General features: G+C 65.8%; 27 protein-coding genes. 23 read left to right on the top strand and 4 right to left on the bottom strand.

Annotated elements, in window-relative coordinates; all coding sequences use genetic code 11:
- Positions 1-93: 93 nt before the first annotated feature.
- A complete protein-coding gene (locus AC5P7I_RS06600; protein WP_401750001.1) occupies positions 94-1,296 on the bottom strand; it encodes an MFS transporter in 1,203 nt (400 codons plus the stop codon).
- A gap of 89 nt (positions 1,297-1,385) precedes the next feature.
- Here AC5P7I_RS06600 and AC5P7I_RS06595 point away from each other — a divergent pair, with 89 nt between their 5' ends.
- From AC5P7I_RS06595 to map, 18 genes are all read left to right on the top strand, one after another.
- Positions 1,386-1,835 (top strand): winged helix-turn-helix transcriptional regulator, encoded by a 450-nt coding sequence (locus AC5P7I_RS06595; protein WP_014646435.1) that lies wholly within the window; start codon positions 1,386-1,388, stop codon positions 1,833-1,835.
- 73 nt (positions 1,836-1,908) lie between these two features.
- On the top strand, positions 1,909-3,039 hold the full coding sequence (locus AC5P7I_RS06590; RefSeq protein ID WP_262088393.1) for a metallophosphoesterase: 1,131 nt from the start codon (positions 1,909-1,911) through the stop codon (positions 3,037-3,039).
- Positions 3,040-3,146: 107 nt separating this feature from the next.
- Positions 3,147-3,821, top strand: a complete 675-nt coding sequence (locus AC5P7I_RS06585) for a dual OB domain-containing protein (RefSeq protein ID WP_262088392.1) — start codon at positions 3,147-3,149, stop codon at positions 3,819-3,821.
- 7 nt (positions 3,822-3,828) lie between these two features.
- Entirely contained in the window at positions 3,829-4,272 is a 444-nt protein-coding gene (locus tag AC5P7I_RS06580; RefSeq protein WP_262088391.1) for a DUF488 domain-containing protein, read from the top strand.
- Complete coding sequence (locus AC5P7I_RS06575) at positions 4,233-4,847, top strand: DUF4326 domain-containing protein (protein WP_262088390.1); 615 nt, start codon at positions 4,233-4,235, stop codon at positions 4,845-4,847. The genes AC5P7I_RS06580 and AC5P7I_RS06575 overlap by 40 nt, the downstream gene beginning before the upstream one ends.
- Positions 4,848-5,145: 298 nt before the next feature.
- Entirely contained in the window at positions 5,146-5,829 is a 684-nt protein-coding gene (locus tag AC5P7I_RS06570) for a response regulator (RefSeq protein WP_014646433.1), read from the top strand.
- The gene (locus tag AC5P7I_RS06565; protein ID WP_049441505.1) at positions 5,826-7,205 is read left to right on the top strand and encodes a sensor histidine kinase; all 1,380 of its coding nucleotides are present in this window, start codon (positions 5,826-5,828) and stop codon (positions 7,203-7,205) included. The genes AC5P7I_RS06570 and AC5P7I_RS06565 overlap by 4 nt, the downstream gene beginning before the upstream one ends.
- 80 nt (positions 7,206-7,285) lie before the next feature.
- The gene (locus AC5P7I_RS06560) at positions 7,286-8,122 is read left to right on the top strand and encodes an alpha/beta hydrolase (RefSeq protein WP_032958029.1); all 837 of its coding nucleotides are present in this window, start codon (positions 7,286-7,288) and stop codon (positions 8,120-8,122) included.
- A gap of 1 nt (position 8,123) precedes the next feature.
- On the top strand, positions 8,124-8,483 hold the full coding sequence (locus AC5P7I_RS06555) for an EamA family transporter (protein WP_014646430.1): 360 nt from the start codon (positions 8,124-8,126) through the stop codon (positions 8,481-8,483).
- The gene (locus AC5P7I_RS06550) at positions 8,480-8,878 is read left to right on the top strand and encodes a DMT family transporter (protein ID WP_032958031.1); all 399 of its coding nucleotides are present in this window, start codon (positions 8,480-8,482) and stop codon (positions 8,876-8,878) included. The genes AC5P7I_RS06555 and AC5P7I_RS06550 overlap by 4 nt, the downstream gene beginning before the upstream one ends.
- A gap of 10 nt (positions 8,879-8,888) precedes the next feature.
- Positions 8,889-10,097: a DegT/DnrJ/EryC1/StrS family aminotransferase gene (locus AC5P7I_RS06545; protein ID WP_014646428.1), complete on the top strand. Its 1,209-nt coding sequence runs from the start codon at positions 8,889-8,891 to the stop codon at positions 10,095-10,097.
- Positions 10,098-10,265: 168 nt separating this feature from the next.
- On the top strand, positions 10,266-10,982 hold the full coding sequence (locus AC5P7I_RS06540) for an MtnX-like HAD-IB family phosphatase (RefSeq protein WP_262088389.1): 717 nt from the start codon (positions 10,266-10,268) through the stop codon (positions 10,980-10,982).
- Between the two features lie 64 nt (positions 10,983-11,046).
- Complete coding sequence (locus tag AC5P7I_RS06535) at positions 11,047-12,447, top strand: aspartate aminotransferase family protein (RefSeq protein ID WP_014646426.1); 1,401 nt, start codon at positions 11,047-11,049, stop codon at positions 12,445-12,447.
- Positions 12,448-12,475: 28 nt separating this feature from the next.
- On the top strand, positions 12,476-13,540 hold the full coding sequence (locus AC5P7I_RS06530; protein ID WP_053494653.1) for a GNAT family N-acetyltransferase: 1,065 nt from the start codon (positions 12,476-12,478) through the stop codon (positions 13,538-13,540).
- Positions 13,541-13,543: 3 nt separating this feature from the next.
- A complete protein-coding gene (locus AC5P7I_RS06525) occupies positions 13,544-14,428 on the top strand; it encodes an arginase family protein (RefSeq protein ID WP_262088388.1) in 885 nt (294 codons plus the stop codon).
- A gap of 139 nt (positions 14,429-14,567) precedes the next feature.
- Positions 14,568-14,927: a bleomycin resistance protein gene (locus AC5P7I_RS06520; protein WP_014646423.1), complete on the top strand. Its 360-nt coding sequence runs from the start codon at positions 14,568-14,570 to the stop codon at positions 14,925-14,927.
- A gap of 68 nt (positions 14,928-14,995) precedes the next feature.
- On the top strand, positions 14,996-15,208 hold the full coding sequence (locus AC5P7I_RS06515) for a ParD-like family protein (protein ID WP_262088387.1): 213 nt from the start codon (positions 14,996-14,998) through the stop codon (positions 15,206-15,208).
- Positions 15,209-15,215: 7 nt separating this feature from the next.
- Positions 15,216-15,998, top strand: a complete 783-nt coding sequence (gene map, locus AC5P7I_RS06510) for a type I methionyl aminopeptidase (RefSeq protein WP_262088421.1) — start codon at positions 15,216-15,218, stop codon at positions 15,996-15,998.
- Here the strand turns inward: map and AC5P7I_RS06505 are convergent.
- Positions 15,995-16,609 carry a LysE/ArgO family amino acid transporter gene (locus tag AC5P7I_RS06505; RefSeq protein WP_014646420.1) on the bottom strand — a complete coding sequence of 205 codons (615 nt, stop codon included), beginning with the start codon at positions 16,607-16,609 and terminating at the stop codon, positions 15,995-15,997. The genes map and AC5P7I_RS06505 overlap by 4 nt on opposite strands.
- Before the next feature lie 106 nt (positions 16,610-16,715).
- Here AC5P7I_RS06505 and AC5P7I_RS06500 point away from each other — a divergent pair, with 106 nt between their 5' ends.
- From AC5P7I_RS06500 to AC5P7I_RS06480, 5 genes are all read left to right on the top strand, one after another.
- Positions 16,716-17,609 (top strand): LysR family transcriptional regulator ArgP, encoded by an 894-nt coding sequence (locus AC5P7I_RS06500; RefSeq protein WP_032958043.1) that lies wholly within the window; start codon positions 16,716-16,718, stop codon positions 17,607-17,609.
- Positions 17,610-17,687: 78 nt separating this feature from the next.
- Entirely contained in the window at positions 17,688-19,088 is a 1,401-nt protein-coding gene (locus tag AC5P7I_RS06495; RefSeq protein ID WP_262088386.1) for a TolC family protein, read from the top strand.
- Positions 19,081-20,094 carry an HlyD family secretion protein gene (locus tag AC5P7I_RS06490; RefSeq protein WP_069117396.1) on the top strand — a complete coding sequence of 338 codons (1,014 nt, stop codon included), beginning with the start codon at positions 19,081-19,083 and terminating at the stop codon, positions 20,092-20,094. The genes AC5P7I_RS06495 and AC5P7I_RS06490 overlap by 8 nt, the downstream gene beginning before the upstream one ends.
- Positions 20,079-21,266 (top strand): ABC transporter permease, encoded by a 1,188-nt coding sequence (locus AC5P7I_RS06485; protein ID WP_069117398.1) that lies wholly within the window; start codon positions 20,079-20,081, stop codon positions 21,264-21,266. Before AC5P7I_RS06490 ends, AC5P7I_RS06485 begins: the two co-directional genes overlap by 16 nt.
- Entirely contained in the window at positions 21,263-22,390 is a 1,128-nt protein-coding gene (locus AC5P7I_RS06480; protein WP_014646415.1) for an ABC transporter permease, read from the top strand. The genes AC5P7I_RS06485 and AC5P7I_RS06480 overlap by 4 nt, the downstream gene beginning before the upstream one ends.
- A gap of 129 nt (positions 22,391-22,519) precedes the next feature.
- Here AC5P7I_RS06480 and AC5P7I_RS06475 read toward each other — a convergent pair whose 3' ends face one another.
- Complete coding sequence (locus tag AC5P7I_RS06475) at positions 22,520-22,888, bottom strand: glycine zipper 2TM domain-containing protein (RefSeq protein WP_014646414.1); 369 nt, start codon at positions 22,886-22,888, stop codon at positions 22,520-22,522.
- 166 nt (positions 22,889-23,054) lie between these two features.
- Positions 23,055-25,277, bottom strand: coding sequence for a methyl-accepting chemotaxis protein (locus tag AC5P7I_RS06470; protein WP_262088385.1), 2,223 nt, complete (start codon positions 25,275-25,277; stop codon positions 23,055-23,057).
- Between the last annotated feature and the right edge of the window lie 505 nt (positions 25,278-25,782).

Here is a 25,782-nt window from a genome sequence, read left to right as displayed (position 1 = left end):
ACAGGACAGGTAGAGTCGACCGCTGGTCGACTATCGCGCGCAGCGCGGGATTTTTCGCACGCGGGGCGAAGAGCAGTCGACTGACAGTCGACTCTACCGACAGTCGACTCTACCGGTTCGCGCGCCAGCCGATGCATTGGACGCCACCACCCGCCATGCTGCCCACCACAACAGCGCCAGCGCCGCGATGCCTGCACCCAGCAGGCACACGGCAGGCCAGCCATGCCGGGCCTGCATCCAGGGCCCGGCAGCCGCACCGGCACCACTGCCCACTGCATAGAACAGCATGTACAACGCCACCAGGCGTCCATGCTGTTCTGCCGGTGCACGCAGCAGCAGCGCCTGGTTCGATACGTGCAGTGCCTGCCCACCGAGGTCGAGCACGATCACGCCCAGCAGCAGCAACGACAGCGCCTGCGGCAGGCCCAGCAGCGGCCACCACGCGGCCAGCATCAGCAGCAACGCGCCAAGACTGACCCGACCGGCGAAACCGCGGTCCATCCAGTGCCCGACCCGCGCCGCCATCAAGGCGCCCACTACGCCGGCCAGGCCCAGTGCGCCGATGGCCGCGGTGGACCACTGCAACGGCGGCGCCGACAACGGCAGCGGCACCGCCGCCCAGAACACGTTGAGGCCAGCAAACAGCAGCAATGCCAGCGGCCCACGCTCGCGCAGCGCGCGGTCCCGGCGCAGCATGCCCAGCATCGAACCCAGCAGTTCGCGCCAGCGCGGTGGTACCGCCGGCACCGGCACCGCCGGCAGGCGCCGCCACAGCAGCACGGCCAGGGCCGCCATCAGCGCTGCCGACAGCAGATAGACCGCCCGCCAGCCGACGGTGGCCGCGACCGCGCCCGATACAACGCGCGCCAGCAACAGGCCGATGAACACGCCGCCCTGCACCACGCCCACCAGGCGCCCGCGCTGCTCGGGCGGCGCAAGCGTGGCGGTATAGGCGATCAAGCCCTGGGTCAGCGCGGTGCCCAACAGCCCGGCCAGCAGCATGCCCGACAACAGCCAACCGGCCGTGCGTGCCGCTGCCAGCCACAGCAGGGCCAGCACCAGCGCCATCAACTGCATCCGCAGCAGGCGTCGCCGGTCACCGCGATCGGCGAGCGGCAGCAGGCCCAGCAATGCCAGCACACTGCCGGCCTGGGTTGCCGCCAACACTGCGCCCGCCACGGCACGGTCCAGTGCGAAGGCCTGTGCCAGCCGATCCAGCAGCGGTTGCGCGTAATAGACGTTGGCAACGCTGGCGCCGGCCGCGACCGCGAGCAGGGTCAGCAATGGGCGGGACATCGATGCGCTCATGATGTAGTTGCAATTTGAAACTTGATGCAGGCTATCGTCATTGGTTTTAAACTGCAACCACATTCGGAGGCCACAGCATGCACGCCAACAGTCCCTGCCCCGTTGCCCGCAGCGCCGACCTGCTCGGTGATCGCTGGGCACTGCTGGTGATCCGCGATGCCTTCGACGGCGTCACGCGCTTTGGCGACTTCCAGCGCAGCCTCGGCGCGGCGCGCAACATCCTCAGCGATCGCCTGCGCAGGCTGGTCGAGGCCGGCATCCTGCAACTGCAACCGGCCTCCGATGGCTCGGCCTACCAGGAATACGTGCTCACCCACGCCGGCCAGGAACTGTTCCCGCTGCTGGTCGCGCTGCGCCAGTGGGGAGAACGCCATCGCTTCAGCGCCGGTGAAGCCCATTCGCAGTTGATCGAATCCAGCACGCGGCGACCACTGCCCTACATGCAGCCACACGGGCGCGACGGTCAGCCGCTGCAGGCCGCCGCCACCCGCGTGCGCAAGCTCAAGGACGACCGGCGCGGCGCCTGATCCGCCCATTCGCGCACACCACGATCCGGCCGCGCCGGTTAGCATCGGAGGTTTCCGCCGCCGGACGCCGCCGATGCCGCGCTATCGCCCTTTCCTGCTGACCGCCCTGCTGTTGCCGCTGCTGGCCTGCGCCACAGCAACCACGCAGGCCCGCGAGGTTGCCGCGCCCGCCGACCACGTGCAGGCCGATGGCCCCTATGTATTCCGCCGGGGCGACCAGCTGCAGGCCAAGTGGATCTGCGACGACAAGGTCGAGTCGCGCTCGCTGGCCATCAACACGACGGGCACCGATATCGCGCCGCGCTGTGGCTACGAACACACCGTGCACGTGGCCGCGCCGAATGCGGCCTCGGTCTCCGTGCTGCCGGCCGCGCCGCGCATCGTCGCGCTGTCGGACATCCATGGCCAGTACGGGCTGCTGGTGCGCCTGCTGCGCGCCCACCAGGTCATCGACGCCCAGGATCGCTGGGCCCTGGGCAAGGACACGCTGGTCATCGCTGGCGATGTATTCGACCGCGGCCCGCAGGTGACCGAGGCGTTCTGGCTGCTGTACGGCCTGCAGCAGCAGGCCGCCGCCGCCGGTGGCGCAGTGCACTTCGTGCTAGGCAACCACGAAACCATGGTGCTGTACGACGACCTGCGCTACGTCAACCCGAAGTACCTGCGCAGCGCCCAGCTGCTGGGCCGCAGCTACCCGCAACTGTATGGCGCCGACTCGGTGATCGGGCAGTGGCTGCGCACCCGCCCGGTGCTGCTGAAGATTGGCGATACCCTGTTCCTGCATGGCGGCATCTCGCCCGAAGCGGTGCAGCTGGCGCTGGACCCGGCACGCACCAATGCGGCCTACCAGGCCTCTCTGGGCCTGCCCAAGGCCGAAGTGAAGGCCGACCCGGCCACCGCACCGCTGTATGACGGCAAGACCAGCCCGATCTGGTACCGCGGCTACTTCGATGGCCGCCTCGACACCGCGGGGGTACAGACCGTGCTCGACCGCCTGCAGCTCAAGCGCATCGTGGTTGGCCATACCTCGATGCCACACGTCAGCAGCTTCCACGGCGACCGCGTGATCGCCATCGACAGCAGCATCAAGAACGGCGAGAACGGCGAACTGCTGTTCATCGAGGATGGCAGGCTCAGCCGCGGCCTGCTGGACGGCTCACGGGTGCCGCTGGCAGAAGGCTGGGCAAAAGAAACAAGCAAATGATCCATCCGCAACAGTAAGCATCGGACCGTGCAGGAGCACTACAACCGCTTCCAAATTCGTGGCAGGCTATGTTCGGCCTAACGCCGTTCATATCAAGGATTGATCTAATGCAACGAATTGACGACTTTTACTGTCTAGCCAACTCAAAGAAGCACAGCGGAAGATGCATAGCTGGAAAGATAAGGCTAAATAGCGGCGATTGGGTGTGGATTAGACCCGTCGGCACGACCGAAGGGAAAGAGATAACAGAACAGGACCGGGTTTACGAATCTGGAAAAACGGCGCAAGTCTTCGACGTAATCAACATAGCCGTACTAAAGAAAGACAACCATCAGTTCCAGAAAGAAAACGTTGTTATTGATAATCGCCACTACTGGATCAAAGAGTCGACTTTCGATAAGTCAATTCTGAAAACCCTTGAAGACAGGCCAAGCACACTTTGGGAGAACGGCGACTCATCCTATTCGGGACTCAACGACCGTGTCGATATCAACATTCTTACACACCAGAGAGAAACCCTCTACCTGATACAGCCACAGGATCTTGAATTCACAGTACTCGCTGAGGGAGCCAGCTTTGGCGACCACAAAAGATCGGTTAGGGCTCACTTTAGTTTTAACGAAACTAAATATTCCCTAAAGGTTACCGACCCATCAATCATAGAGAGGTACCTATCCATGGAGAACGGGAGGTACAAGGACGCATCAGTCACCCACCTCACCATTAGCCTTGGCGAGCCTTACAAGGGCCACGCCTACAAACTCGTAGCAGCAGCACTTTAATTATAAAATGAAGATATCAACCATCGGATTCACAAAAAAGTCTGCGCAGCGTTTCTTCAGAATTTTGGAAGAGTCAAACACAAAAACACTGATTGACGTCCGACTTAACAACATCTCCCAACTTTCGGGATTCGCCAAGCGAGACGACCTAAAATTCTTCTTAAAGAAAATATGTGGAATAGAGTACATCCACATCACCGACCTTGCACCACAGAAGGAAGCACTCAAAGCATATCAAGACAAAAAAATGTCATGGGAATCGTATGAGTCCGAATTCATCAACCTAATGGAAAAAAGAAACATCGAACACACCCTGGACAAGAGCGTAATTGAGCACAGCTGCCTCCTTTGCAGCGAAGATAAACCCCACCACTGCCACCGCCGCCTAGTGGCCGAATACTTGAAAAGAAAATGGAACGACGAGAAAGTAGAAATAATTCACCTAAAATAGAAAACAACATATTTGTAAACTACCCAAAAGGATTCAAATCGCAAGATAAATTCAACAGAAAGATCAGGAATTACACTTCAAAAATTAGCAAGCCATCATTTTCGGCAATTTGCGACCCAGAAGAACTCCTTGCCAGCTACTGCCTTTCGAACGGATCCACATTCCATCAAACAGAAGACGCCGCAAATGACTGCACACACGCAATACTATTCCTGGACCAGAGATCAGACCCATCACTAATAACCGCACTGACAAAAAGAAATATTCCACAGAAGAGAATACCCATAAAACTAACGACAGTTGCAAACAAGGACAGAGGTGAAATTTTTGACGTGTACATAGGACGAGGAACAGTCTGGGGAAATCCGTATCCAATCGGAAGAGAAGGAGATCGCGAGGAAGTGCTAAGGAAGTATAAATATGATTTTGATCGAAAGCTCCTCAGATTTTTTGAAAATCACGACGCCAACATAGAATCAATCAGAGGAAAAATTCTTGGATGTCACTGCAAGCCATCCGCCTGCCATGGAGACATCATTGCCGATTACGTAAACTCGCTTGACGACGGACTCTAATCCAAATAAGAAACTCAACTCATTTAAGGAACACGAGGACTGCGAGCACAGAAGATCCAGCTGATAGCAAAATCCCAACAACATCCATAGAACTCAGTGTCATTCCATTCAAATCAAGCGCTCGATAACGTCGAAAGAAAGGAACGTGAATTTCGGCCTCTGCGGATTCTCACAGTTCGAGGAGTAGCCGCCCCCTCTTCACCCGGTTTGCCGCTATCCTCCGCAGCCGAGACGCCGACCGGTCTGCACCGGGCCGGCGGGACCGCCCCTCCCCCCCCGCCCGAGGAGCCCTCTGTGTATGCGCGTTCTGATTGCTGAAGACGACCCGGACATCGCCTCCGGCCTGTGCGCCTCGCTGCGCCGGCAGGGGCATGTGGTCGACCACGTCGACAACGGCGCGCACGCCGACGCCGCGCTGGGTTCGACCCAATACGCGCTGCTGGTGCTGGACCTGGGCCTGCCGCAGCTGGATGGCCGCGACGTGCTGCAGCGCCTGCGCCAGCGCGGCGATGGCCTGGCGGTACTGGTGGTGACCGCCCGCGACGGCCTGGCCGAACGCGTGCGCGTGCTTGACCTCGGTGCCGACGACTACCTGGTCAAGCCATTCGCACTGGACGAATTCGAAGCCCGCGTGCGCGCACAGCTGCGCCGCGTGACCAGCAATGGCAACCCGGACCTGCGCATCGGCCGCCTGCGCATCGATCTGGCCGGGCATCGGGTGTGGATCGACGACCAGTCGCTGGAACTGACCGCACGCGAGTTCGGCCTGCTGTCGGCACTGGCGGTACGCGCCGAGCGCATCGTCTCGCGCGCACAGCTGGTGGAGGCGCTGTGCGACTGGGGCCAGGACCTGACCGACAACGGCCTGGACATCGCCCTGCACCGCCTGCGCCGCAAGCTGCAGCCCGGCGGCATGGGCATCCGCACCGTGCGCGGACTGGGCTACATGCTGGAAGACGCGCAGGACGACAGCGCCCCGTGATCAGCGGCCCCCCCAGCCTGCGCCGGCGCCTGCTCGCCTTCCTGGCGTTGCCGATGCTGGGCCTGCTTACCTTCAATACGATCCTGGCCTATTACGTTGCGTTGGATTATTCCAACCGCATCCACGACCGTAACCTGATCGACGACACGCACTCGTTCGCGCAGATGCTGAGCACCATGCCGGTGACCAGCGACCTGTCTCCGCAGGCGCGCTTCCTGATCGAATACGAGCCCGACGGCCATCGCTATTTCAACGTGGACAGCAGCCGCCAGGGGACACTCAGCGGCAATGCGGATTTCAGTGCCTACGCGCCTTCGCAGGAATGCACCGGCGTGGACCCCACCCTGTACGATGGCATTCTCAACGGCCAGCCGGTGCGCATGGCCACCGTCTGCACGCGTGCGATGAACGATCCGCAGGACCAGCTGGCGGTGACGGTGGCCGAAAGCATGGCCGAACGACGCCAGCGCGCGCGAGAGATCCTGATGATCATCATCCCGCTGATGACCATGCTGGCGCTGGGCACCGCCGCGCTGGTCTGGTTCGGGGTGACCCATGGCCTGCGCATCCTGACCCCGCTGAGGACCCGCCTGGCGCAGCGCCGCGGCGAACTGGCACCGATCTCCGATGCCGACGTGCCCGAAGAGATCCAGCCGCTGATCAGCACCATCGACGATCTGTTCGCGCGCCAGGCGGAAATGATCACGCTGCAGAACCGTTTCATCGCCGACGCCGCGCACCAGCTGCGCTCGCCGTTGGCCGGCATGGCCCTGCACGTGGACCAGGCACTGGCCCATGGTGACCCGGACACGGTGCGCGAGGCATTGCAGCACATCCGCCGGCTCAACCAGCGCACCGCCCGGGTCAGCACCCAGCTGCTCGCACTGAGCCGGGCGCAGACCGTGCCCGATACCGTGGAGGCACTGGACCTGTGCGAGCTGGTGCCGCAGTGGGTCGGCATGCGCGTGCCCGAAGCGATCCGCGATGGCATCGATCTGGGCTACCGCGGCAGCCCCCACCCGCTGCGCGTGCTCGGCAACGGTGCCCAGCTGCAGGAAGCACTGGACAACCTGATCGACAACGCGCTGCGCTATGCCGGCCGCGATGCGACCGTCACGGTCGGCGTGCATGCGCTGGATGACAATGACGTCGAACTGTACGTGGAGGACAACGGCCCCGGCGTGCCCGAGGACGTGATGCCACGGCTGGGCGAGCGCTTCTTCCGTGCGCCTGGCACCGCAGCCAGCGGCACCGGCCTGGGCCTGGCCATCGCGCACGAAGCGGTGGAGCATTCCGGCGGCCGCCTGACCTTCCTCAACCGCGCCGGTGGGGGCCTGAAGGTCGCCATCACACTGCCGCTGCTGAAGGCCCCCTGACCCGTACCGGGGCGCTGAAAGGCTGGCGAAAATCGCGCTTGCGATCCTGACCATCCCCACTGCCGTCCCGGAGCCGCCAGGTGACCGAATCGCACGACTTCTTCCTCCCCGGTGGCCCGCAGGGCGTGCTGCTGGTCCACGGCCTGACCGGCACCCCGGCGGAAATGCGCATGCTGGGCAAGGGCCTGAACAACGCCGGCTTCACCGTACACGGCGTGCAGTTGCCCGGCCATTGCGGCACCGTGGATGACCTGCTGGCGACCACCTGGGAACAGTGGTACCAGGGCGTGGAAGATGCAGCGGCGAGCCTGCGTGGCAAGGTCGACCAGTTGTTCGTCGGCGGCCTGTCGATGGGCGCGGTACTGGCGCTGGCGCTGGCTGCACGCCGCCCCGAATGGGTGTCCGGCGTCGGCGTGTATGGCGCCACCTTCCGCTACGACGGCTGGAACATTCCCGCCGTGGCCCGCCTGTCGTTCCTGCTGCCGTGGTTCAAGCGCTTCAACATCGGCCGCGACCGCATGTTCATGGAAGAGCCGCCCTATGGCCTGCGTGACGAGCGCCTGCGTGCGCAGGTCAGTGCCGCCATGCTGTCCGGCGACAGCGCCGCGGCCGGCCTGCCGGGCAACCCCTGGCACGCGCTGGCCGAGATGCGCGCCCTGAGCAACTGGACCCGCCGCCACCTGCACCAGGTCACCGCACCGTGCCTGGTGATGCACGCCCGCGAAGACGACGTGGCCAGCATGGGCAACGCCGAACTGGTGATATCGAGGGTCAGCGGCCCGAAGGAACTGGTGGTGCTGGAAGACAGCTACCACATGATCACGATCGACCGCGAACGCCGCGAGGTGATCCGCCGCAGCGCGCGTTTCTTCACCGAAATCGGTGAACGCAGCGGCGTGCTCAAGGCGGTGGCCTGAGATGGGGGCACTCGCCACGCTGCTGTGGCTGGCCAATGTGGTGCTCGATACCGGTGGCCAGCTCGCCTTCAAGGCCGCCGCCAGCGACCCGCAGGATGGCGAAGGACTGCAACGCTGGAAACACATGCTCAGCCGCCCCTGGCTGTGGATCGGCATCGCCTGCTACGTGCTTGAGTTCGTTGCCTGGATCGCGTTCCTGTCGCTGGTGCCGTTGTCCAAGGGCGTGCTGCTGGGCTCGATCAACATCGTCGCGCTGATGATCGCCGGCCGCATCCTGTTCCGCGAAAAGCTCACGCCATTGCGGGTGACCGGCATGCTGCTGGTCACGGCGGGCGTGGCGGTGGTGGGGGCCGGCTCATGAGGCGCCTGTATGTGATCGGCTTTCCCCTGCTGATGGCCTTCGACACGCTGGCCCAGCTGTGCTTCAAGTACGCCGGTGACGCCGCGCTGCCGGTCGAGGCCAACACCGCGTGGCTGTTGCGCGTGCTGTCGCAGCCGTGGGTATACGGCGCGGTCCTCGGCTACATCGGCGCGTTCTTCACCTGGATGAGCCTGCTGCGCCATGCGCCGATCGGCCCGGCGTTCGCGGCCTCGCACCTGGAGGTGATCAGTGTGCTGCTGCTGTCGGCCTGGCTGCTGAAAGAGCCGCTGACCCTGCACCACCTTGTCGGTGCGGTACTGATCGTGGCTGGCATCGTCTGCCTCGGCCGCGCCGAAGCGGATGATCCGCACAGCCCCGCTGACAGCACTTCGTGAGCGGGCTGCGATGAGCCTGTTCGCGCGCGAACTGCCGCCGACCGCTGGCCTGCCGATGCAGGCCAGCGACTTCCTTCCCGGCGGCGGCGACCTGCGCGACATCCTGGCCACCCAGCTCGGCACACCGCCGCTGCAGCTGACCTGTTCCGGCACCCACGCGCTGCTGATCGCACTGCGCACCCTGCGCAAGCGCGCGCCCAAGCGCGATACCGTGATCCTGCCGGCCTATACCTGTCCGCTGGTGCCGATCGCGGTGCACAGCCTCGGCCTGCGCGTGCAGCTGTGCGATACCCGGCGTGGCCATTTCGACTTTGATCCGGCACAGCTCTCGCGCCTGGCCGACGCACGGACGCTGGCGATCCTGCCCACCCACCTCGGCGGGCGCATCGCCGATGTCGAACGGGCCTGCGAGGTCGCACGCGGCGCCGGCGCCTGGGTGATCGAAGATGCCGCACAGGCGCTGGGCGCACGGGTCGGCAACAGCAGCGTGGGCCTGCGTGGCGACATCGGATTCTTCAGCCTGGCCGCCGGCAAGGGGCTGAGCCTGCATGAAGGCGGCCTACTGGTCAGCCGCGATGACGAGCTGCGCGCCGCGCTGGCCGAACATGCCGCCGAACAGGTACGTTTCAGCCTGCGCTGGGAGCTGCTTCGCAGCGTGCAGCTGCTGGGTCTTGCCGCCTGTTACCGCCCCTCGCTGCTGTCGCTGGTGTACGGCAATCCGCTGCGCAGCGCCCTGCAACGCGGCGATCTGGAAGACGCGGTCGGAGACATTTTCCCGCTGGACATCCCCCAGCACCGGGTCAGCCAGTGGCGGCAGAACGTGGGCGCCCACGCTGCACGGCGGCTGCCTGCGTTCCTGCAGGCCGGGCGCCTGCGCGCACTGCAGCTGCGTGTGCAGCTGGCACAGCTGCCGGCGGTGGAGGTGGTCGATGGCCTGGCCGGCACCGGCGGCACCTGGCCGATGCTGATGCTGCTGCTGCCCAGCCAGCGCGCGCGCGATGCCGCACTGGACGAACTGTGGCCGCGCGGCCTCGGTGCCAGCCGCATGTTCATCCATGCCCTGCCCGACTACGCCTACCTGCGTGGCATCGTGCCGCAGGACGACATGCCGAACGCGCGCGACTTCGCCGCACGCATGCTGACCCTCGGCAACAGCGCCTGGCAGACCCGGGAAGAGACCGCGCAGATCCTGCGGGCGCTGGCCGCTGCGCAGCCCTGAAAGCGCGGTTTTCACGGCATCACGCCCATTCAGCACGCTCGATTCCTGAACACTTTCCCCACCCGGCGGTGCAGGCTTTCAACAGGAAAGGAACGAGAAAGGCTGCCTGCCTACATTGAGCCTGCCCCGGCATCGTGCCGGACGTTTCTTTCATCGACGGACCTGCCCATGCACTGGAGCATCCTGTGTGACTTCGATGGCACCATCAGCCTCGAAGATGTCATCGACTCGCTGCTGGAGAAGTACGGCCAGCCGGGCTGGCAGCAACTGGAAGACCAGTGGAAGGCGGGACAGATCGGCTCGCGTGAATGCATGCAGGGCCAGGTGCGGCTGCTGAAGCTGGACCCGGCCACGCTCGACGCGCACCTGGACCAGGTGCAGATCGATCCGGGCTTCGCCGCCTTTGTCAGCCGCGCCGAACAGCTGGGCGTGCCGCTGCGCATCGTCAGCGACGGGCTGGACTATGCGATCCACCGCATCCTCGCCAACCACGGCCTGTCGCGACTGCCGGTGGTGGCCAACCACCTGCGCTGGTGCGAAGACCATTGGGAACTGGAGTCGCCCTACCAGGCCGAAGGATGCCGCAGTGGTACCTGCAAGTGCACCTGCGCCGCGCAGGCGCGTGTCGACGAAGCACCACGCGTGCTGATGATCGGCGATGGCAGCTCGGATTTCTGCGTCTCCGAAGATGCCGACTTCGTGTTCGCCAAGCGCCGCCTGATCACCCATTGCACGAAGGCCGGCATCGAGCATGCCGCCATCGATACCTTCCACGATGCAATCGCACTGTTGCCGCGCTTGCTCGATGGCAGCCTGCTGCAGCCACGTCGCCTCGACGCCAGCCCGCAGCCCGCCGCACTGCCCCTGCTGCTGGCCACCGCCTGAGCACTCCCTTCCAGGCGCGCTCCCCCGTCACCCCTTTCGAACGTCCTTCACGGAACCGAACTGCATGAACATTTTTGACAAGAACGCCGACGCGGCTGCCTCCGACGCGCAGCTGCTGGCCGACGAAGCCCGCTACAGCTCCTTCGGCGACACCGTCCACTACGTCGACCCGCCGAAGATCTTCCAGCGCGGCGAAGGAAGCTACATGTTCGACGGTGCGGGCGTGCCCTACCTCGACCTGCAGATGTGGTACTCGGCCTGCAACTTCGGCTACAGCAACAAGCGCCTGAACGACGCGCTGAAGGACCAGATCGACACCCTGCCGCAGGTCGCCAGCCAGTACCTGCACCCGACCCGCGTGCAGCTGGCCAAGACCATTGCCGTGGACATGCACCAGAAGTTCGGCCTCGACGGCCGCGTGCACTTCAACGTCGGCGGCGCGCAGGCCATTGAAGATTCGCTGAAGATCGTGCGCAACGCGCGCGGCGGCAAGAGCCTGATGTTCGCCTTCGAAGGCGGCTACCACGGCCGCACCCTGGGTGCCTCGTCGATCACCTCCAGCTACCGCTACCGCCGCCGCTACGGCCACTTCGGCGAGCGCGCGATGTTCATCCCGTTCCCGTACCCGTTCCGTCGCCCGAAGGGCATGACCCCGGACGAGTATTCCGACCACTGCGTGTGGCAGTTCGAGCGCCTGTTCGAAAGCGAATACAACGGCGTGTGGGATCCCAAGGTCGGCCAGGCCGAGTACGCCGCGTTCTACGTCGAGCCGATCCAGGGCACCGGTGGCTACGTCATCCCGCCGCGCAACTTCTTCACTGGCCTCAAGCGCGTGCTGGACAAGTACGGCATCCTGATGGTCGTCGATGAAATCCAGATGGGTTTCTGGCGCACCGGCAAGCTGTGGTCAATCGAGCACTTCGGCGTTACCCCGGACGTGCTGGTGTTCGGCAAGGCGCTGACCAACGGCCTGAACCCGCTGTCGGGCCTGTGGGCGCGCGAAGAACTGATCAACCCGACCGTGTTCCCGCCGGGCTCCACCCACTCCACCTTCAACTCCAATCCGCTGGGCACCCGCCTCGGCCTGGAAGTGCTGAAGCTGGGCAAGGAAATGGATTACGAGCGCACCGTGCCGGAGAAGGGCGCGTACTTCCTGGACGGCCTGCGTGGCCTGCAGAAGCGTCACCCGGAGATCGGCGACGTCGACGGCCTGGGCCTGGCCCTGCGCGCCGAGATCTGCCAGACCGACGGCTACACCCCCAACAAGGAACTGCTGGACCGCATGGTCGACATCGGCCTGGCCGGTGACCTCCTGCACGACGGCAAGCGCATGGGCCTCGTGCTCGACGTGGGTGGCTGGTACAAGAACGTGATCACCTTCGCGCCGTCGCTGGACATCAGCTACGAAGAGATCGACCTGGCGATCACCCTGCTCGACCAGGCGCTGACCAAGGCCAAGGGCTGAGGTCGATGCGCTGCCGGTTCCCGTGCCGATGGAGATGACGTCACGCGCATCCAGCACCGCGCTGGAACCGGCCGCGCTGCTGGAGGGCTTCCTGGCCCACCCGCCGCTTGGATTCGAGGCAGGCCTGCTTCCCAGCGGCCTGCCGACCTTCCGTGCGCCGCTCGACCTGACCACCACGATGGACGACGACCTGCGCGGCAAGCTGCTTGGCTTGCCGCTGTCGCGCCTGTGGCGGCCCTGGATCACCTGGAAGACCCGCTTCGTCGGTGCCACCAGCACCGAGTACACCCCGTTGCCCGCGCACGTCGCACCAGAGGCATTGGCCGAGGACGTGACGCGTCACGCGATCGGCGATTCCCGGCTGCTGGTGGTCAAGGACCTGGCAATCGATTCGCCGCTGCTGGACGACGCGGCCAATGCACACAGCAGCGCCTTCCTGCAGGCGCTGCTGGCACGCGGCTTCGTCGAACTGGAAGGCATGCCGCTGGCCTGGGTGGCGATCGATTTCGATTCGATCGATGGCTATCTCGGACGCCTGTCGTCCTCGCGCCGCAAGAACATCCGGCGCAAGCTGCGCTCGCGCGATGGCCTGCAGATCGACTGCATCGCCACCGGCGATCCGGCCCTCGCAGACCCGCGACTGCAGGCCGAACTGTACGCGCTGTACCTGGGCGTGTTCGCGCAGAGCGCGGTGCATTTCGACCAGCTCGACCTGCCCTACTTCCAACACCTGCTGGCCGACAGCCAGGGCCAGGGACGGATGTTCCTGTACCGCCACCAGGGTCTGCTGATCGGCTGGAACCTGTGCTACATCCACGCCGGAAAGCTGGTGGACAAGTACATCGGCCTGGCCTACCCGCAATCACGCGAGCACAACCTGTACGCGGTCAGCTGGATGCACAACCTCGAGTACGCGCTGCAGCACGGCCTGAGCCACTACGTGGCCGGCTGGACCGACTCGCGGATCAAGGCCGAGCTGGGCGCCCGCTTCACCTCCACCCGGCACGCGATCCACGCCCGCTCCCCGCTGCTGCGCGCTGCCCTGCGCAAGCTGGCCCCGTACCTGCAGGGTGAACCTGATGGAGGCGGTTGAACGATGTCGTCGCGTTTTCCGCTGATCCTGGACCTGGACGGTGGCGTACTGCCGCTGCCACAGGCGCAGACCCTGGCGCTGCCGCAGTGGCACGATCCGCTGCGCTTCGCCTGCAGCACTTCAACCCTGGACCGTTTCGCCGCTGAAGTGCTGGCACCGCTGCCGGCCCAGCTCGGCACGGTGATGCTCGGCAGTGGCGACTTCCACCACCTCAGCCTGCCGCTGCTGCGTCGCATGCGTGCGCACCAGCCGTTCCAGCTGGTGGTGCTGGACAACCATCCGGACAACATGCGTTTCCCGTTCGGCATGCACTGCGGGTCGTGGGTGAACGCGGCCAGCAAGCTGCCGCAGATCTCGCACATCCATGTGCTCGGCATCACCTCCAGTGACATCGGCCTGGGCCACGCCTGGGAGAACCATTGGCGCCCGCTGATGGGCGGGCGCCTGACTTACTGGTGCATGGATGTGGACGTGGGCTGGGGCCACCGCCTCGGCAGCGGCCGTGCATTCCGACGGTTCGAGCACCCGGAGGCACTGGTTGCCGCGTTCGCCGCCGAGCAGGCCAAGTCGCCGCAACCGACCTACCTGTCGATCGACAAGGATGTGTTCGCCGAGGACGTCGCCCGCAGCAACTGGGACCAGGGCCGCTTCCAGCTGGAACACGCACTGGTGGTGATCGAAGCGCTGCGCGTCGGCGGCCTGGTCGGCAGCGACATCACCGGCGAAGTGTCGCTGGCCAACTACCAGAGCCGCTTCAAGCGCTGGCTGTCGTCGCTGGACGGCCAACCTGACGTCAGCGCCGAGGATCTGCCGGTGTGGCAGGCACGGCACCAGCAGGTGAATCGCGAACTGCTGGCGGCGATGGCCGCCGTGCCGACCGCCTGCTGACCGCGCCGGTCGTGCCGGCCGCTGGCCGGCGTGGCTTCGGTAGTGCCGGCCGCTGGCCGGCAACCTCATCGTTCCCAGGCTCGCCGGGATGCCGGCCAGCGGCCGGCACTACACTGGACTCCCGCCCCGGAGCCTCGCGATGCCCCAGACCGTCATCCCGCAACTGCGCATGCGCCATGCCGACACCACCCTGCCGTTCTACGTGCAGGGGCTGGGTTTCGTGGTCGACTGGGAACACCGCTTCGAACCCGGCTTCCCGCTGTTCGCCCAGCTCACCCGCGACGGCCAGACGATCTTCCTCACCGAACACAGCGGCGACTGTGAGGTCGGCGGCGCGGTGTACTTCATCGTTGAAGACGTCGACGCCCTGCACCGCGCCTTCAGTGCCGCCAACGTACCGATCGAGCAGCCACCGCACGACACCGGATGGGGCAGCCGCGAGATGCTCCTGCGTGACCCGGACGGCAACCGACTGCGCTTTGCCACCCACGTGGACTGAACGACGCGGGCTTGAGGCGGATATACGGAACATATATGCTTCGTATATCCATTCCGCCAGGACCGCCCATGGGCATCGTCAACATCGATGACACCCTGCACGACCAGCTGCGCCGTGCCTGCACCGTCTCCAGCCGTTCGATCAACGCCCAGGCCACCTTCTGGATCCGGGTCGGCATGCTGTGCGAGATGAACCCCACGCTGAGCTTCCAGGACATCGTCGCCAGCGAACTGCGGGCAGCCGGGGTGCAGCCGCAGGCGCTGGCGTCCGGGCGGGCCTGACATGACGATGATCAAGCAGCCGCACGAAATCGCGTTGCTGGCCGAATCCGGGCGCCTGCTGGCGCAGGTGTTCGCCGCGCTCGACCAGCTGCCGCTGCAGGGACGCAGCACGATGGAGATCAACGACTTCGTCGAGCGCATGATCGTCGATGAGCTGCAGGCGCGGCCGGCCAGCAAGGGCCAGTACGGCTTCCCGTATGTGCTCAACACCTCGATCGACAACGTGGTCTGCCACGGCGTTCCCAGCACCACCGACGTGCTGCGCAACGGCCAGATCGTCAACCTCGACATCACCCTGGAGAAGAACGGCTACATCGCCGACTCCAGCACCACCTACCTGGTCGGTGAGGTCGACTACGCCGCGCGCAGGCTGGTGCAGACCACCTACCAGGCGATGTGGAAAGGCATCGCTGCGGTGCGCCCGGGAGCGCGCCTGGGCGATATCGGCCACGCCATCGCCCGCCACGCGCGCAGCCACGGCTACAGCGTGGTGAAGGAATACTGCGGCCATGGCATCGGCCAGCAGATGCACGAGGAACCGCAGATCCTGCACTACGGCCATCCCAACACCGGCATGGTGCTGGAAGAAGGCATGGTGTTCACCATCGAGCCGATGCTCAACCAGGGCAAGCCGGCCATCCGTCAGCAGCCGGACCAATGGCCGGTCTACACCCGCGACGGCAAGCTGTCGGCGCAGTTCGAGCACACCGTGGCGGTCACCCGCAGCGGCGTGCGCGTGCTGACCCTGCGCCCCGGCGAAACCCCGCAGTGCGCGGTGGACGCGGCCTAGAGCGGGCGCAACAGCAGCAGCGTGGCGAGGCAGGACATGAAGACCGCCACGGCGGCATCCAGCACCCGCCAGGCGCCCGGCCTGCGGAACACCGGCTGCAACAGGCGCGCGCCATAGCCCAGCGTGCAGAACCAGGCCACGCTGGCGGCGCAGGCACCGGCGGCGAACGCCCAGCGCAGGTCACCGGGGTAGCGCGTGGACAGACTGCCCAGCAGCACCACCGTATCCAGATAGACGTGCGGGTTGAGCAGCGTGAACGCCAGGCAGGTCAGCAGTACCTGCCGTCCGCTGCCGCCCTGCGCCTCGGCGGCGGCCAGGGCACTGCCACCGCGCCACGCGCGCAGCCCCGCCCGCAGGCCATACCAGAACAGGAAGGCCGCACCACCGAAGCGCAGCACCTGCAGCAGCAGCGGCCACTGCAGCACCAGCGCGCCCATGCCGCCAACGCCAGCAAGGATCAGCGCGATATCCGCGCCGGCGCAGGCCAGCACTACCGTCCCCACATTGCGCTGCTGCAGGCCCTGGCGCAGCACGAAGGCATTCTGCGCGCCGATGGCGATGATCAGGCCGGCACCTGCGAACAGGCCGGCGGCGGTAGCGGCAATCCACATCGGGACAGGCCAGGCAGCGAGGGGACGCGCAGGGTGCGGCCAACAGCCTTGATTAGACAAACTGATTTTTCTTTACCCTGTGCAGGAAAACTGAAGAGGCACCGGCATGGACCTGGTACACCCGCAACTGGCCGCGTTTGCCGCGGTGCTGGAGGAAGGCAGCTTCGAGGCTGCGGCACGCCGCCTGTCGATCAGCCCGTCAGCACTGTCGCAGCGGATCAAGGCCCTGGAGGACAGGCTCGGGCAGGTACTGGTGGTGCGCCAGGCACCCTGCCGGCCGACCGCCGCGGGTGAAGCGCTGCTGCGCCGGGTGCGACCGATGCAGGCGCTGGAGGCCGAGGCATTGGCCGAGCTGCTACCCGAGCGTGGCAGCGACGCTGCGCGCACGCCGATCCCCCTGGCGGTCAACGATGACTCGCTTGATACCTGGTTCGTACCGGCCATCGCCGACCTGCACCAGCGCCACGGCTATCTGTTCGACCTGCGCATGGACGACCAGGACCACACCCTGCAGCTGCTGCGCGATGGCAGCGTGCTCGGCGCGGTCACCGCCGAAAGCCAACCGGTGAAGGGATGCAACGTGCACCCGCTCGGCGCGATGCGCTACCACGCCATCGCCTCGCCCGGCTTCGCCCGCCAGTACTTCCGCGATGGCATGCAGGCCGCAACCCTGGCGCACGCACCGATGCTGGTGTTCAACCGCAAAGATGAACTGCAGTGGCGCTTCGTGCGGCGCCTGACCCGCGCGCGGCTGCAGCCGCCGCTACACTACCTGCCCTCCTCCACCGGTTTCGTCGAAGCCGCCGCGTGCGGACTCGGCTGGGGCATGGCCCCGGAAACCCTGGTCGCGCCCGCCGTGCGCACCGGCCGCGTGGTGGTACTGGAACCCCGCCGCTGGCTCGATGTGCCGCTGTACTGGCAGCATGCCGCCGTGCGCTCAAGCACGCTGCAGCACATCACCCAGGCGCTGCGCACTGCGGCCAGAGGCACCCTTCGTTGAGGACAAACCGATGATCGCAGACCCGGGCTTCACGCTGCACGCACTACCGTTTGCGCACTTCTTCACTACTGGGACGGCATGGGCGTGATCGGCCGACGTACAAGGATGCACCGCGCGAAGGCCGCGCTGGCGCTGGCAGCCTGCCTGCCATTCGCTGCCCCCGCGCAGCCCACCAGCGACGCACCGGCATTGGACTGGGAACAGGCACGGCAACGTCTGGAGCAGGTCTCCGATGCGTTGGCCGCTGCCGACGCCGCCGTGCGCAACAAGCAGGACCTGCAGGACGCGACCCGCCTGCTGCGCCTGCCGGAGATCACCGGCGAAGTGCGCCGGCTGCAGTTCCAGAAGACGCTCACCCTGCCCCTGGGTTCGCTGGCTCCGGTGGCCGAGGCCTTTGGCATCGACTCGCCGCTGTCGTTCACCGAACGCGACTGGCGTACCCGCCCGGTGGTGACTGCAGTACTGCCGCTGTACACCGGCGGCGTGATTCCGGCCGCGCAACGTGCGGCCAGTGCCGCCCACGAACAGGCCAGCGCCGAGCGCGAAGCACAACGCCAATCGCTGACCGTGCAGCTGGCCCAGGCCTATTTCGGCCAGCGCCTGGCCGAGCAGGCGGTGGACGTGCGCCGCGATGTGCGCGATGGCCTCAACCGCCACCTGTCCGACGCAGAGAAGCTGGAACGCGAGGGCTTCGCCACCCGCGCGCAGCGCCTGCAGGCCACCGTGGCCCGCGACAAGGCCGAGCGCGAATACCAGAAGACGGTGAACGACCTGGCCACGCTGAAGGCCGCACTGGCCACGCTGCTGCGCAGTGGCGGCGAGGTGCAGCCGGTGTCGCCGCTGTTCGTGCAGCGCGTGCCACTGGAACCGGTGGCCAGCTTCGAACGCACCGCGCAGGCGCGGCAGCCGCAGCTCGCGCGCCTGCGGGCGATGGTGGCGCAGGCCGAACAGGGCGTGCGCGTGCAGCAGGCCAAGCTGAAACCACAGATCTTCGCCTTCGGCCAGTACGACTTCCGTCGCCGCGACGAGATGCTGACCGATCCGGACTGGGCGTTCGGCATCGGCCTGAAGTACACCTTCCTGTCGCCGAACTCGCGGCCGGCGCAGATCAGCGCCGCGCGTGCGCAGCAGGACCAGGCCGAAGCGGGCCTGCGCGAGGCCGAGAACCAGGTCGCGCTGGGTGTGCGCAAGGCCTGGAACGAGCTGGAAACCGCACGCCAGCAGTACGTGCTGCTCGACAGCAGCATCGCCCAGGCACAGGAAAACCTGCGCCTGCAGGAGCTGGCGTTCCGCGAAGGCCAGGCGACTTCGCTGGATGTGATCGACGCGCGGCTCGGCCTGGGTGGCGCCCGCGTCGAGCGCGCACAGGCCGCCTACCAATACGATATTGCGCTGGCACAGTTGCTGGAGATCAGTGGACAGATGGACCGTTTCGAAGAGTTCCGGCGGCGGGCGGACGAGGTGATCGACCATGAGTGATGTGCTGCACGACGATGCGACGACGCCCCCGGGCAAGCGCCGGTTGGGACCGATCCTGGCAGTGGTGCTGCTGGTCGTGGTGGTGCTCGGCCTGTGGCTGGCCTGGCGCAGCCCGGCCGACCAGATCCAGGGCATGGCCGATGCGGACACGATCAACGTGGCCGCCAAGATCACCGCGCGCGTGGCCGAACTGAAGGTGCGCGAGGGCGACCGCGTGCAGGCCGGGCAGGTGCTGTTCCTGCTCGACAGCCCCGAAGTGGCCGCCAAGGAACAGCAGGCGCACGGCGCTTTGGCCGCCGCACAGGCAGTGGCCGACAAGGCCGACGAAGGCGCGCGCAGCGAAGACATCCGCGCCGCCGAAGCGAACTGGAAGCGGGCCGAAGCCGGTGCGGCGCTGGCTGAAGCCACTTACCAGCGCGTGCAGAACCTGTTCAACGAAGGGGTGATGACCCGGCAGAAGCGTGATGAAGCGCATGCCCAGGCCACCAGTTCGCGTGAACTGGCCCGTGCCGCGCGCGCGCAGTACGACATGGCCCTGGCCGGCGCGCGCGAGCAGGACAAGCGTGCCGCGCAGGGTCAGGTGCAACAGGCACAGGGCGCGGTGGCCGAAGTCAACGCCGCGCGTGTCGAAGTGGAAGGGCGCGCGCCGGTGGCCGGCGAAATCAACAAGCGCATGGCCGACCCGGGCGAGCTGGTGCCGGCCGGCTACCCGGTGTTCACCCTGGTCGACATCGACCGCATGTGGGTCGCCATGAACCTGCGCGAATCGCAGATGCAGGGCCTGAAGGCCGGCAGCAAGCTGCAGGGCAGCGTGCCGGCGCTCGGCCTGGACGGCGAATTCGAGGTCTACTTCATCAATCCGGCCGGTGACTATGCAACCTGGCGTACCACCCGCCAGTCGTCCGGCTACGACGTCCGCAGCTTCGAGGTGCGGGTGCGCCCGGTACGCCGCATCGAGGGCTTCCGCCCCGGCATGAGCGTGCTGTTCGCATGGCCCCAGCACTGAGCCCCGGCCGCGGCGGCTTCGCCGCCAGCTGGCGGCGCGAGCTGCAGTCGCTGCGCAGCAACCGCGCCGACCTGATGCTGGTCACCCTGCTGCCGCTGCTGATGCTGGCGGTGATGGCCTGGATGTTCACGCCCTCGGTGATGCGCGATATCCCGATCGCCGTGGTCGACCTCGACCACAGCAGTGACAGCCGCCTGCTGCTGCGCATGCTCGACGCCAGTCCCGGCGTGCGCGTCGCCAGCCAGCCGGTGGACCTGGAAGACGCACGTTCGCAGCTGCGTCGGCTGGATGTGTTCGCCATCGTACTGGTGCCGCGCGATGTCACCCGGCAGGCGTTGCGTGGACGCCAGGGCACGGTGTTCGCCTATTACAACGCCACCTACATGACCACCGGCCAGTCCGCGTCGCGCGATATCGGCGACGCGGTCTCGGCCTGGAACGCGCGCCTGCTGCGCGAGCGCATCGGCCTGCAGGTCGGCCCGGGCAAGCTGCGCGCGGCACCCATCGCGGTGCAGTCGGACATTCTGTACAACCCGGCACGCAGCTACGAGCTGTTCCTGCTGCCGTTGATCTTCCCGGCGGTATTGTCGCTGGTACTGGCACTTGCAGTGGCCGGCAGCCTTGGCCGCGAGATCCGCGACGGCACCCTGCCCGCCTGGCTGGGACGCACGCCATGGCCGGCGATTGCCGGCAAGGTCGCGCCATACATCCTGCTGTTCTCGCTGTATGGCGCGCTCGGCATCGGTTACCTGGCCTGGCTGCGCGGTGACGGCGTGGCCGGCAGCGTGCTCCTGCTGCTGCTCGCACAGCCACTGTTCTACCTGGCCACGGCCGCCTACGCGTTGTTCTTCGTCGGCGTCACCCGCGACATGGGTACCGCGCTGTCCGCAGTCGGCCTCAGCATCGGCACCGCGTTGGCCTTCTCCAGCGCCACCTTCCCGGTGCTGGACGGCCCTCTGTTCACCCGTATCTGGCATCAACTGCTGCCCCTCAGCGCCTACATCAAGCTGCAGACCCAGCAGCAGTTCATCGGTTCGCCGCTGCAGGTTTCGGTGTGGCCGCTGGCCACGCTGTTGTTGATGGCGGTGGTGGCAGGAGGCGTCGGCGGCCTGCGCCTGATCGCCTTTGCGCGCACACCTGCCGCCGCACAGCCCGCAGGGGCCGACGCATGAGCGCACTCTGGCGCAGCCTGCGGCAGACCCTGATGGCAGTGCTCTGCGACCGCTACGCGATCGTGGTGATGGTCGGGGCGGTGATCCTGTACTCGTTCTTCTATCCAGCCGCCTACCGGCACCAGGTGGCCGGCAACCTGCCGGTGCTGGTGGTGGACGAAGACCACAGCGCGACCAGCCGCGAGCTGCTGCGAAAGCTCGACGCACTGCGCGTTGCGCGCGTGGTCGGTCAACCCGCGGACGTCGACAGCGCACGCCGGCAGCTGGAAGCCGGCCATGCCGAAGGGATCGTCGTGATCCCGGCCAATCTGGAGCGCGACATCCTGCGCGGCCACCCGGCCAAGCTGGTACTGCTTGGCAACGGTGCCTACCTGGGCCGCGCCAGCTGGGTGCTGGGCAGCGTGGCTGACGCGCTGGGTGCGTTCGGGCGTGATGCCGTGGTCGGCCAGGCCGCCTTCATGGGCGCACCGCAGGCACCGCCGGTCACGCTTGTGCAGCGCCCCCTGTACAACACGCAGGAAGGTTATGGCAGCGCCATCGTTCCCGGCGTGGCCGAGCTGATCGTGCACCAGACGCTGCTGATGGGCATCGGCGTCCTGCTCGGCGGCCGCCGCCTCGCGCTCGGCCGGCGCCTGCGCTTCGACCTGCCGACCCTGGCCGGCATGGCACTGGGCTTCGGCCTGATCGGCCTGTTCGGTTTGTTCTGGTATGCCGGGTTCACTGCCTGGGTGCAGGACTATCCACGCGGAGGCAACCCGCTGGGCCAGCTGCTGGGTGGCACGCTGTTCATCGCGGCGACGGTGGCCTTCGGCCTGTTCGTCGGCAGCTTCTTCCGCACCCGCGAACGCGCCTTCCAGTACATCATCGCCACCTCGATCCCGCTGTTCTTCCTCGCCAACCTGTCGTGGCCCTCGGTGATGACGCCACAACCGCTGGTCTGGCTGGCGCAGCTGCTGCCGACCACCTCCGGCATCAACCTGATGGTGCGCCTGAACCAGATGGACGCCAGCCTGGCCGAAGTCAGCCACGAACTGATCACCCTCACCGTCCTGCTGCTGCTCTACGGCAGCCTCGCCACCTGGCGCCTCCTCGCAAAAAAGGGGACGGAGGGGATTAAGTCGTAAGCGGCCGGTTGGGGGGATTGCGACTTAATCCCCTCCGTCCCCTTTTCCTGCAATGAAGAACGCCGGCGCGAGGCCGGCGTTCGAGTACTGCGATGTGGAAGGGGAAAAACGGGGGCCGTCGGCGATCGATCAGCGATAGACGCGTTCGCAGCGGCGCTCGACCACGCGGTCGCCGTTCTTCTGCTGGCTGTTGCCCTGGATCTGGCGGCCCGCCGCACCACCGGCAACAGCACCGGCCACGGTAGCGAGCTTCTTGCCATTGCCGCCGCCCACCTGGTTGCCCAGCAGGCCGCCGATCACCGCGCCAGTGGCCGTACCGGCGATGCGGTTCGGATCGCGCGAGTTGCGCTGCACTTCCACGTTCTTGCAGACCACGCGGCTGCCATCGTTGAATCGGCGTCCCTCATCGCGCGGACCATAGGTCTGCGCGCCGGCCACCGACGAAGCCGCCAGCAGGGTGCCCAGCACAAGCAATCGGGTCGAGGTCTTCATGGCCATCTCCTAGGTTCCGGTATGGCGCAAGTGTCCTCCCGCCGCTGGCAACCGGAAGTGAAATGCGCGTGTCCGCGGCCTCATCGGCCATCGCGCGTTCAGGAAGAAAATCCGCGCCCATCACGATCAGCCAGCGTGATGGGCGCCGTCTCCTTGCCGGCATTGCCCTCTGCTAGAACTCTTCCCACCCCCCGGCATTGGCCGCCAGTGTCGGCTCGATGCGCGGCGACAGCGTTGCCGCCCTGCGCACCGGGGTGACCTTCGCGGCCACCGCAGCCAGGGCCGGACGCACGGCTGCAGCCGCCGTTACCGCGCCGGTGCGGAACACCGAAACCGCCTCGGCCAGCAGGTTCGCCTGCTCCTCCATGGAACGCGCCGCAGCACTGGCCTCTTCCACCAGTGCCGCATTCTGCTGCGTGGTCTCGTCCATCTGCACCACCGCCTGGTTCACCTGTTCGATGCCCGAGCTCTGCTCCTGCGAGGCAGCAGAGATATCGGCCATGATGTCGGTCACGCGCTGCACGGAAGCAACGATCTCGCCCATCGTGGTGCCTGCCTGTCGGACCAGGGCCGATCCATCGGCGACCTTGCCAACCGAATCCTCGATCAGCCCCTTGATCTCCTTGGCCGCACCGGCCGAGCGCTGTGCCAGCGTGCGCACCTCACTGGCCACCACCGCAAAGCCCCTGCCCTGCTCGCCGGCACGGGCGGCTTCCACTGCGGCATTCAGCGCCAGGATGTTGGTCTGGAAGGCAATGCCGTCGATGACCGAGATGATCTCGGCGATCTTCTTCGACGAGGCTTCGATGGCCGACATCGTGGTGACCACCTGGCCGACCACCTCGCCGCCCTGCGAGGCGACACCGTGCGCACCGATGGCGAGCTGGTTGGCCTGGCGGGCGTGCTCGGCGTTCTGCTTCACGGTGGAGGTCAGTTCCTCCATCGACGCCGCCGTCTCTTCCAGGTTCGCCGCCTGCTGCTCGGTGCGCCGCGACAGATCGGTGTTGCCCGAGGCGATTTCGCCTGCCGCCAGATTGATGCTGGACGCGCTGGCCTGGATGCGCCCGACGATCTGCTTGAGCTGATCGACGGTGGCATTGCAGTCATCGCGCATGCGGGCGAACACGCCGTGGAAGTCGCCCTGCATGCGTACGGTGAGGTCACCGCGCGAGATCGCCTGCAGCAGGCTCGACACCTGCACCAGGTTCTGGTCGGTGGTCTGCATCAGGCGATTGAGCCCGGCCACCATGTCGCGGAAATCGTAGGCGAAGCGATCTTCATCGCCGCGCAGGCTGAAGTCGCCCGCCGCCGCGGCCGTCGCCAGCCGGCGGATCTCGCTGTTGATCGCCGACAGGCTGGTCTTGGTCTCGTCCATTGCCTGGGTGATCGCCGCCTTCTCGCCCGGCAGCGGATCCATGTCCACCGACAGGTCGCCACGGGCGTAATGCTTCATCACTTCGATCAGCCGGTTCTGTACCTGCACGTGTGAGCCGACCAGCGCGTTGGTCTCGTGCACCATGCGCCCGTAGTCACCAGGGAAGGCACTCTCGTCCATGCGATAGCTGAGGCTGCCCGCATCGTGCTGGCGGGCCAACTCGCCCTGCGCCGCCATCACCGACTGCAACTGCGCCTGCATGCGCTGCATCGACCTGAGCAGCTGCGTGACCTCATCGTTGCCGGAGGCGTCAATGCTGTTGTCCAGCCGCCCATTGGCGATGCCGTCGGCCAGCTTCACCGCGCCTTCCAGCGGGCGGGTCAGGCTGCGGGTGATGGCCCACGCGGCCAGCGAGCCCAGTACCAGGCTCAACACGCCGAACACGATCGACAGCGTGCCGGTCCAGGATTCGGTTGAACGGTATTCCTCGCGGCTGCGCTCGGTCAGTGTCTCCTGATGCCGCAGCAGGGTCCAGATCGCTTCGTTCCACGCGGTTGCCAGCCCCTGCTCGGCAAGCAGTTCCTTGGCCGCGCCGTCGAAATCCCCGGCCTTCATGCGCTCGTGAAGATGCCGGGTGGAGGCGTCGGTGGCCTTGCGTGCCGCGTCGATTTTCGCCACCAGGGTATCGCCGGTCGCGTCGCGCGGAATCCTGATGTACCTGGCCCAGATACCGTCGTAGGTCTGCGACAGCTCCTGCGCCTTCTGATAATCCCTGTCAAAATCCTCGCCGCGCTTGATCACCATCAGGCGGCGGTGCATCAACACCGCGTTGTTGGTATCCAGCATGTCGTTCAACAGCCGCATCTTCACCATGTTGACGTCCACCACTTTCTCGAACTGGGCGGACTTCAGGTGATTTCCGTACAGCGCCAGGCCAACGATGGCCACGATGAACAGCAGCAGCAATCCAAACCCGGCACCCAGCCGGGATCCCACTCGGAGGTTGCGTAAGGCGAGCATCTCAATTCCCTTGATCATGGCCGTACGATCGATGGCGGCGCAGCACAGGGAAACTTTATGGGTCGATATTATTGTATCGATCCAAATCTATGGAACTGTGCAGACAGGTGTGAAGGAAACACTTAATGGAGGTGGTTATTCCTGCCGGGCATATCAATGCACGAGCACATCAATCGCAGTCATCACGCAGCGCTTGCGAGTCGTGACCGCAGAAACCGTCACTTGATGGACGGAGGGGGAGGATGAAGCCCATCGATCCCGGCACCCTCCTGTCCAGAGGAACAACGCGCTGCTTCGCGACTACCGTCAGGGCTGCAATCTGGCATCTGCCATCGCAGGGCCCCGACCCTTGAGTATTTCAACCCTGATGAAGGGGTCCAGACCCCATTGCAATCGACTGCCACTGATCTCCCACTTATTGACCTTCAAGTCAATAAAACCGCAGCCATTGAGATTTTCGTCGCTCTGGAAGTGGGAGACGGGAAGGTCACCCCACGCTGCACTG

The organism is Stenotrophomonas sp. YJH_SMC_138 (assembly GCF_059369855.1).
Note: the sequence above shows the minus strand (reverse complement) of the source record. Positions and strands in the feature narration are given on the sequence as shown.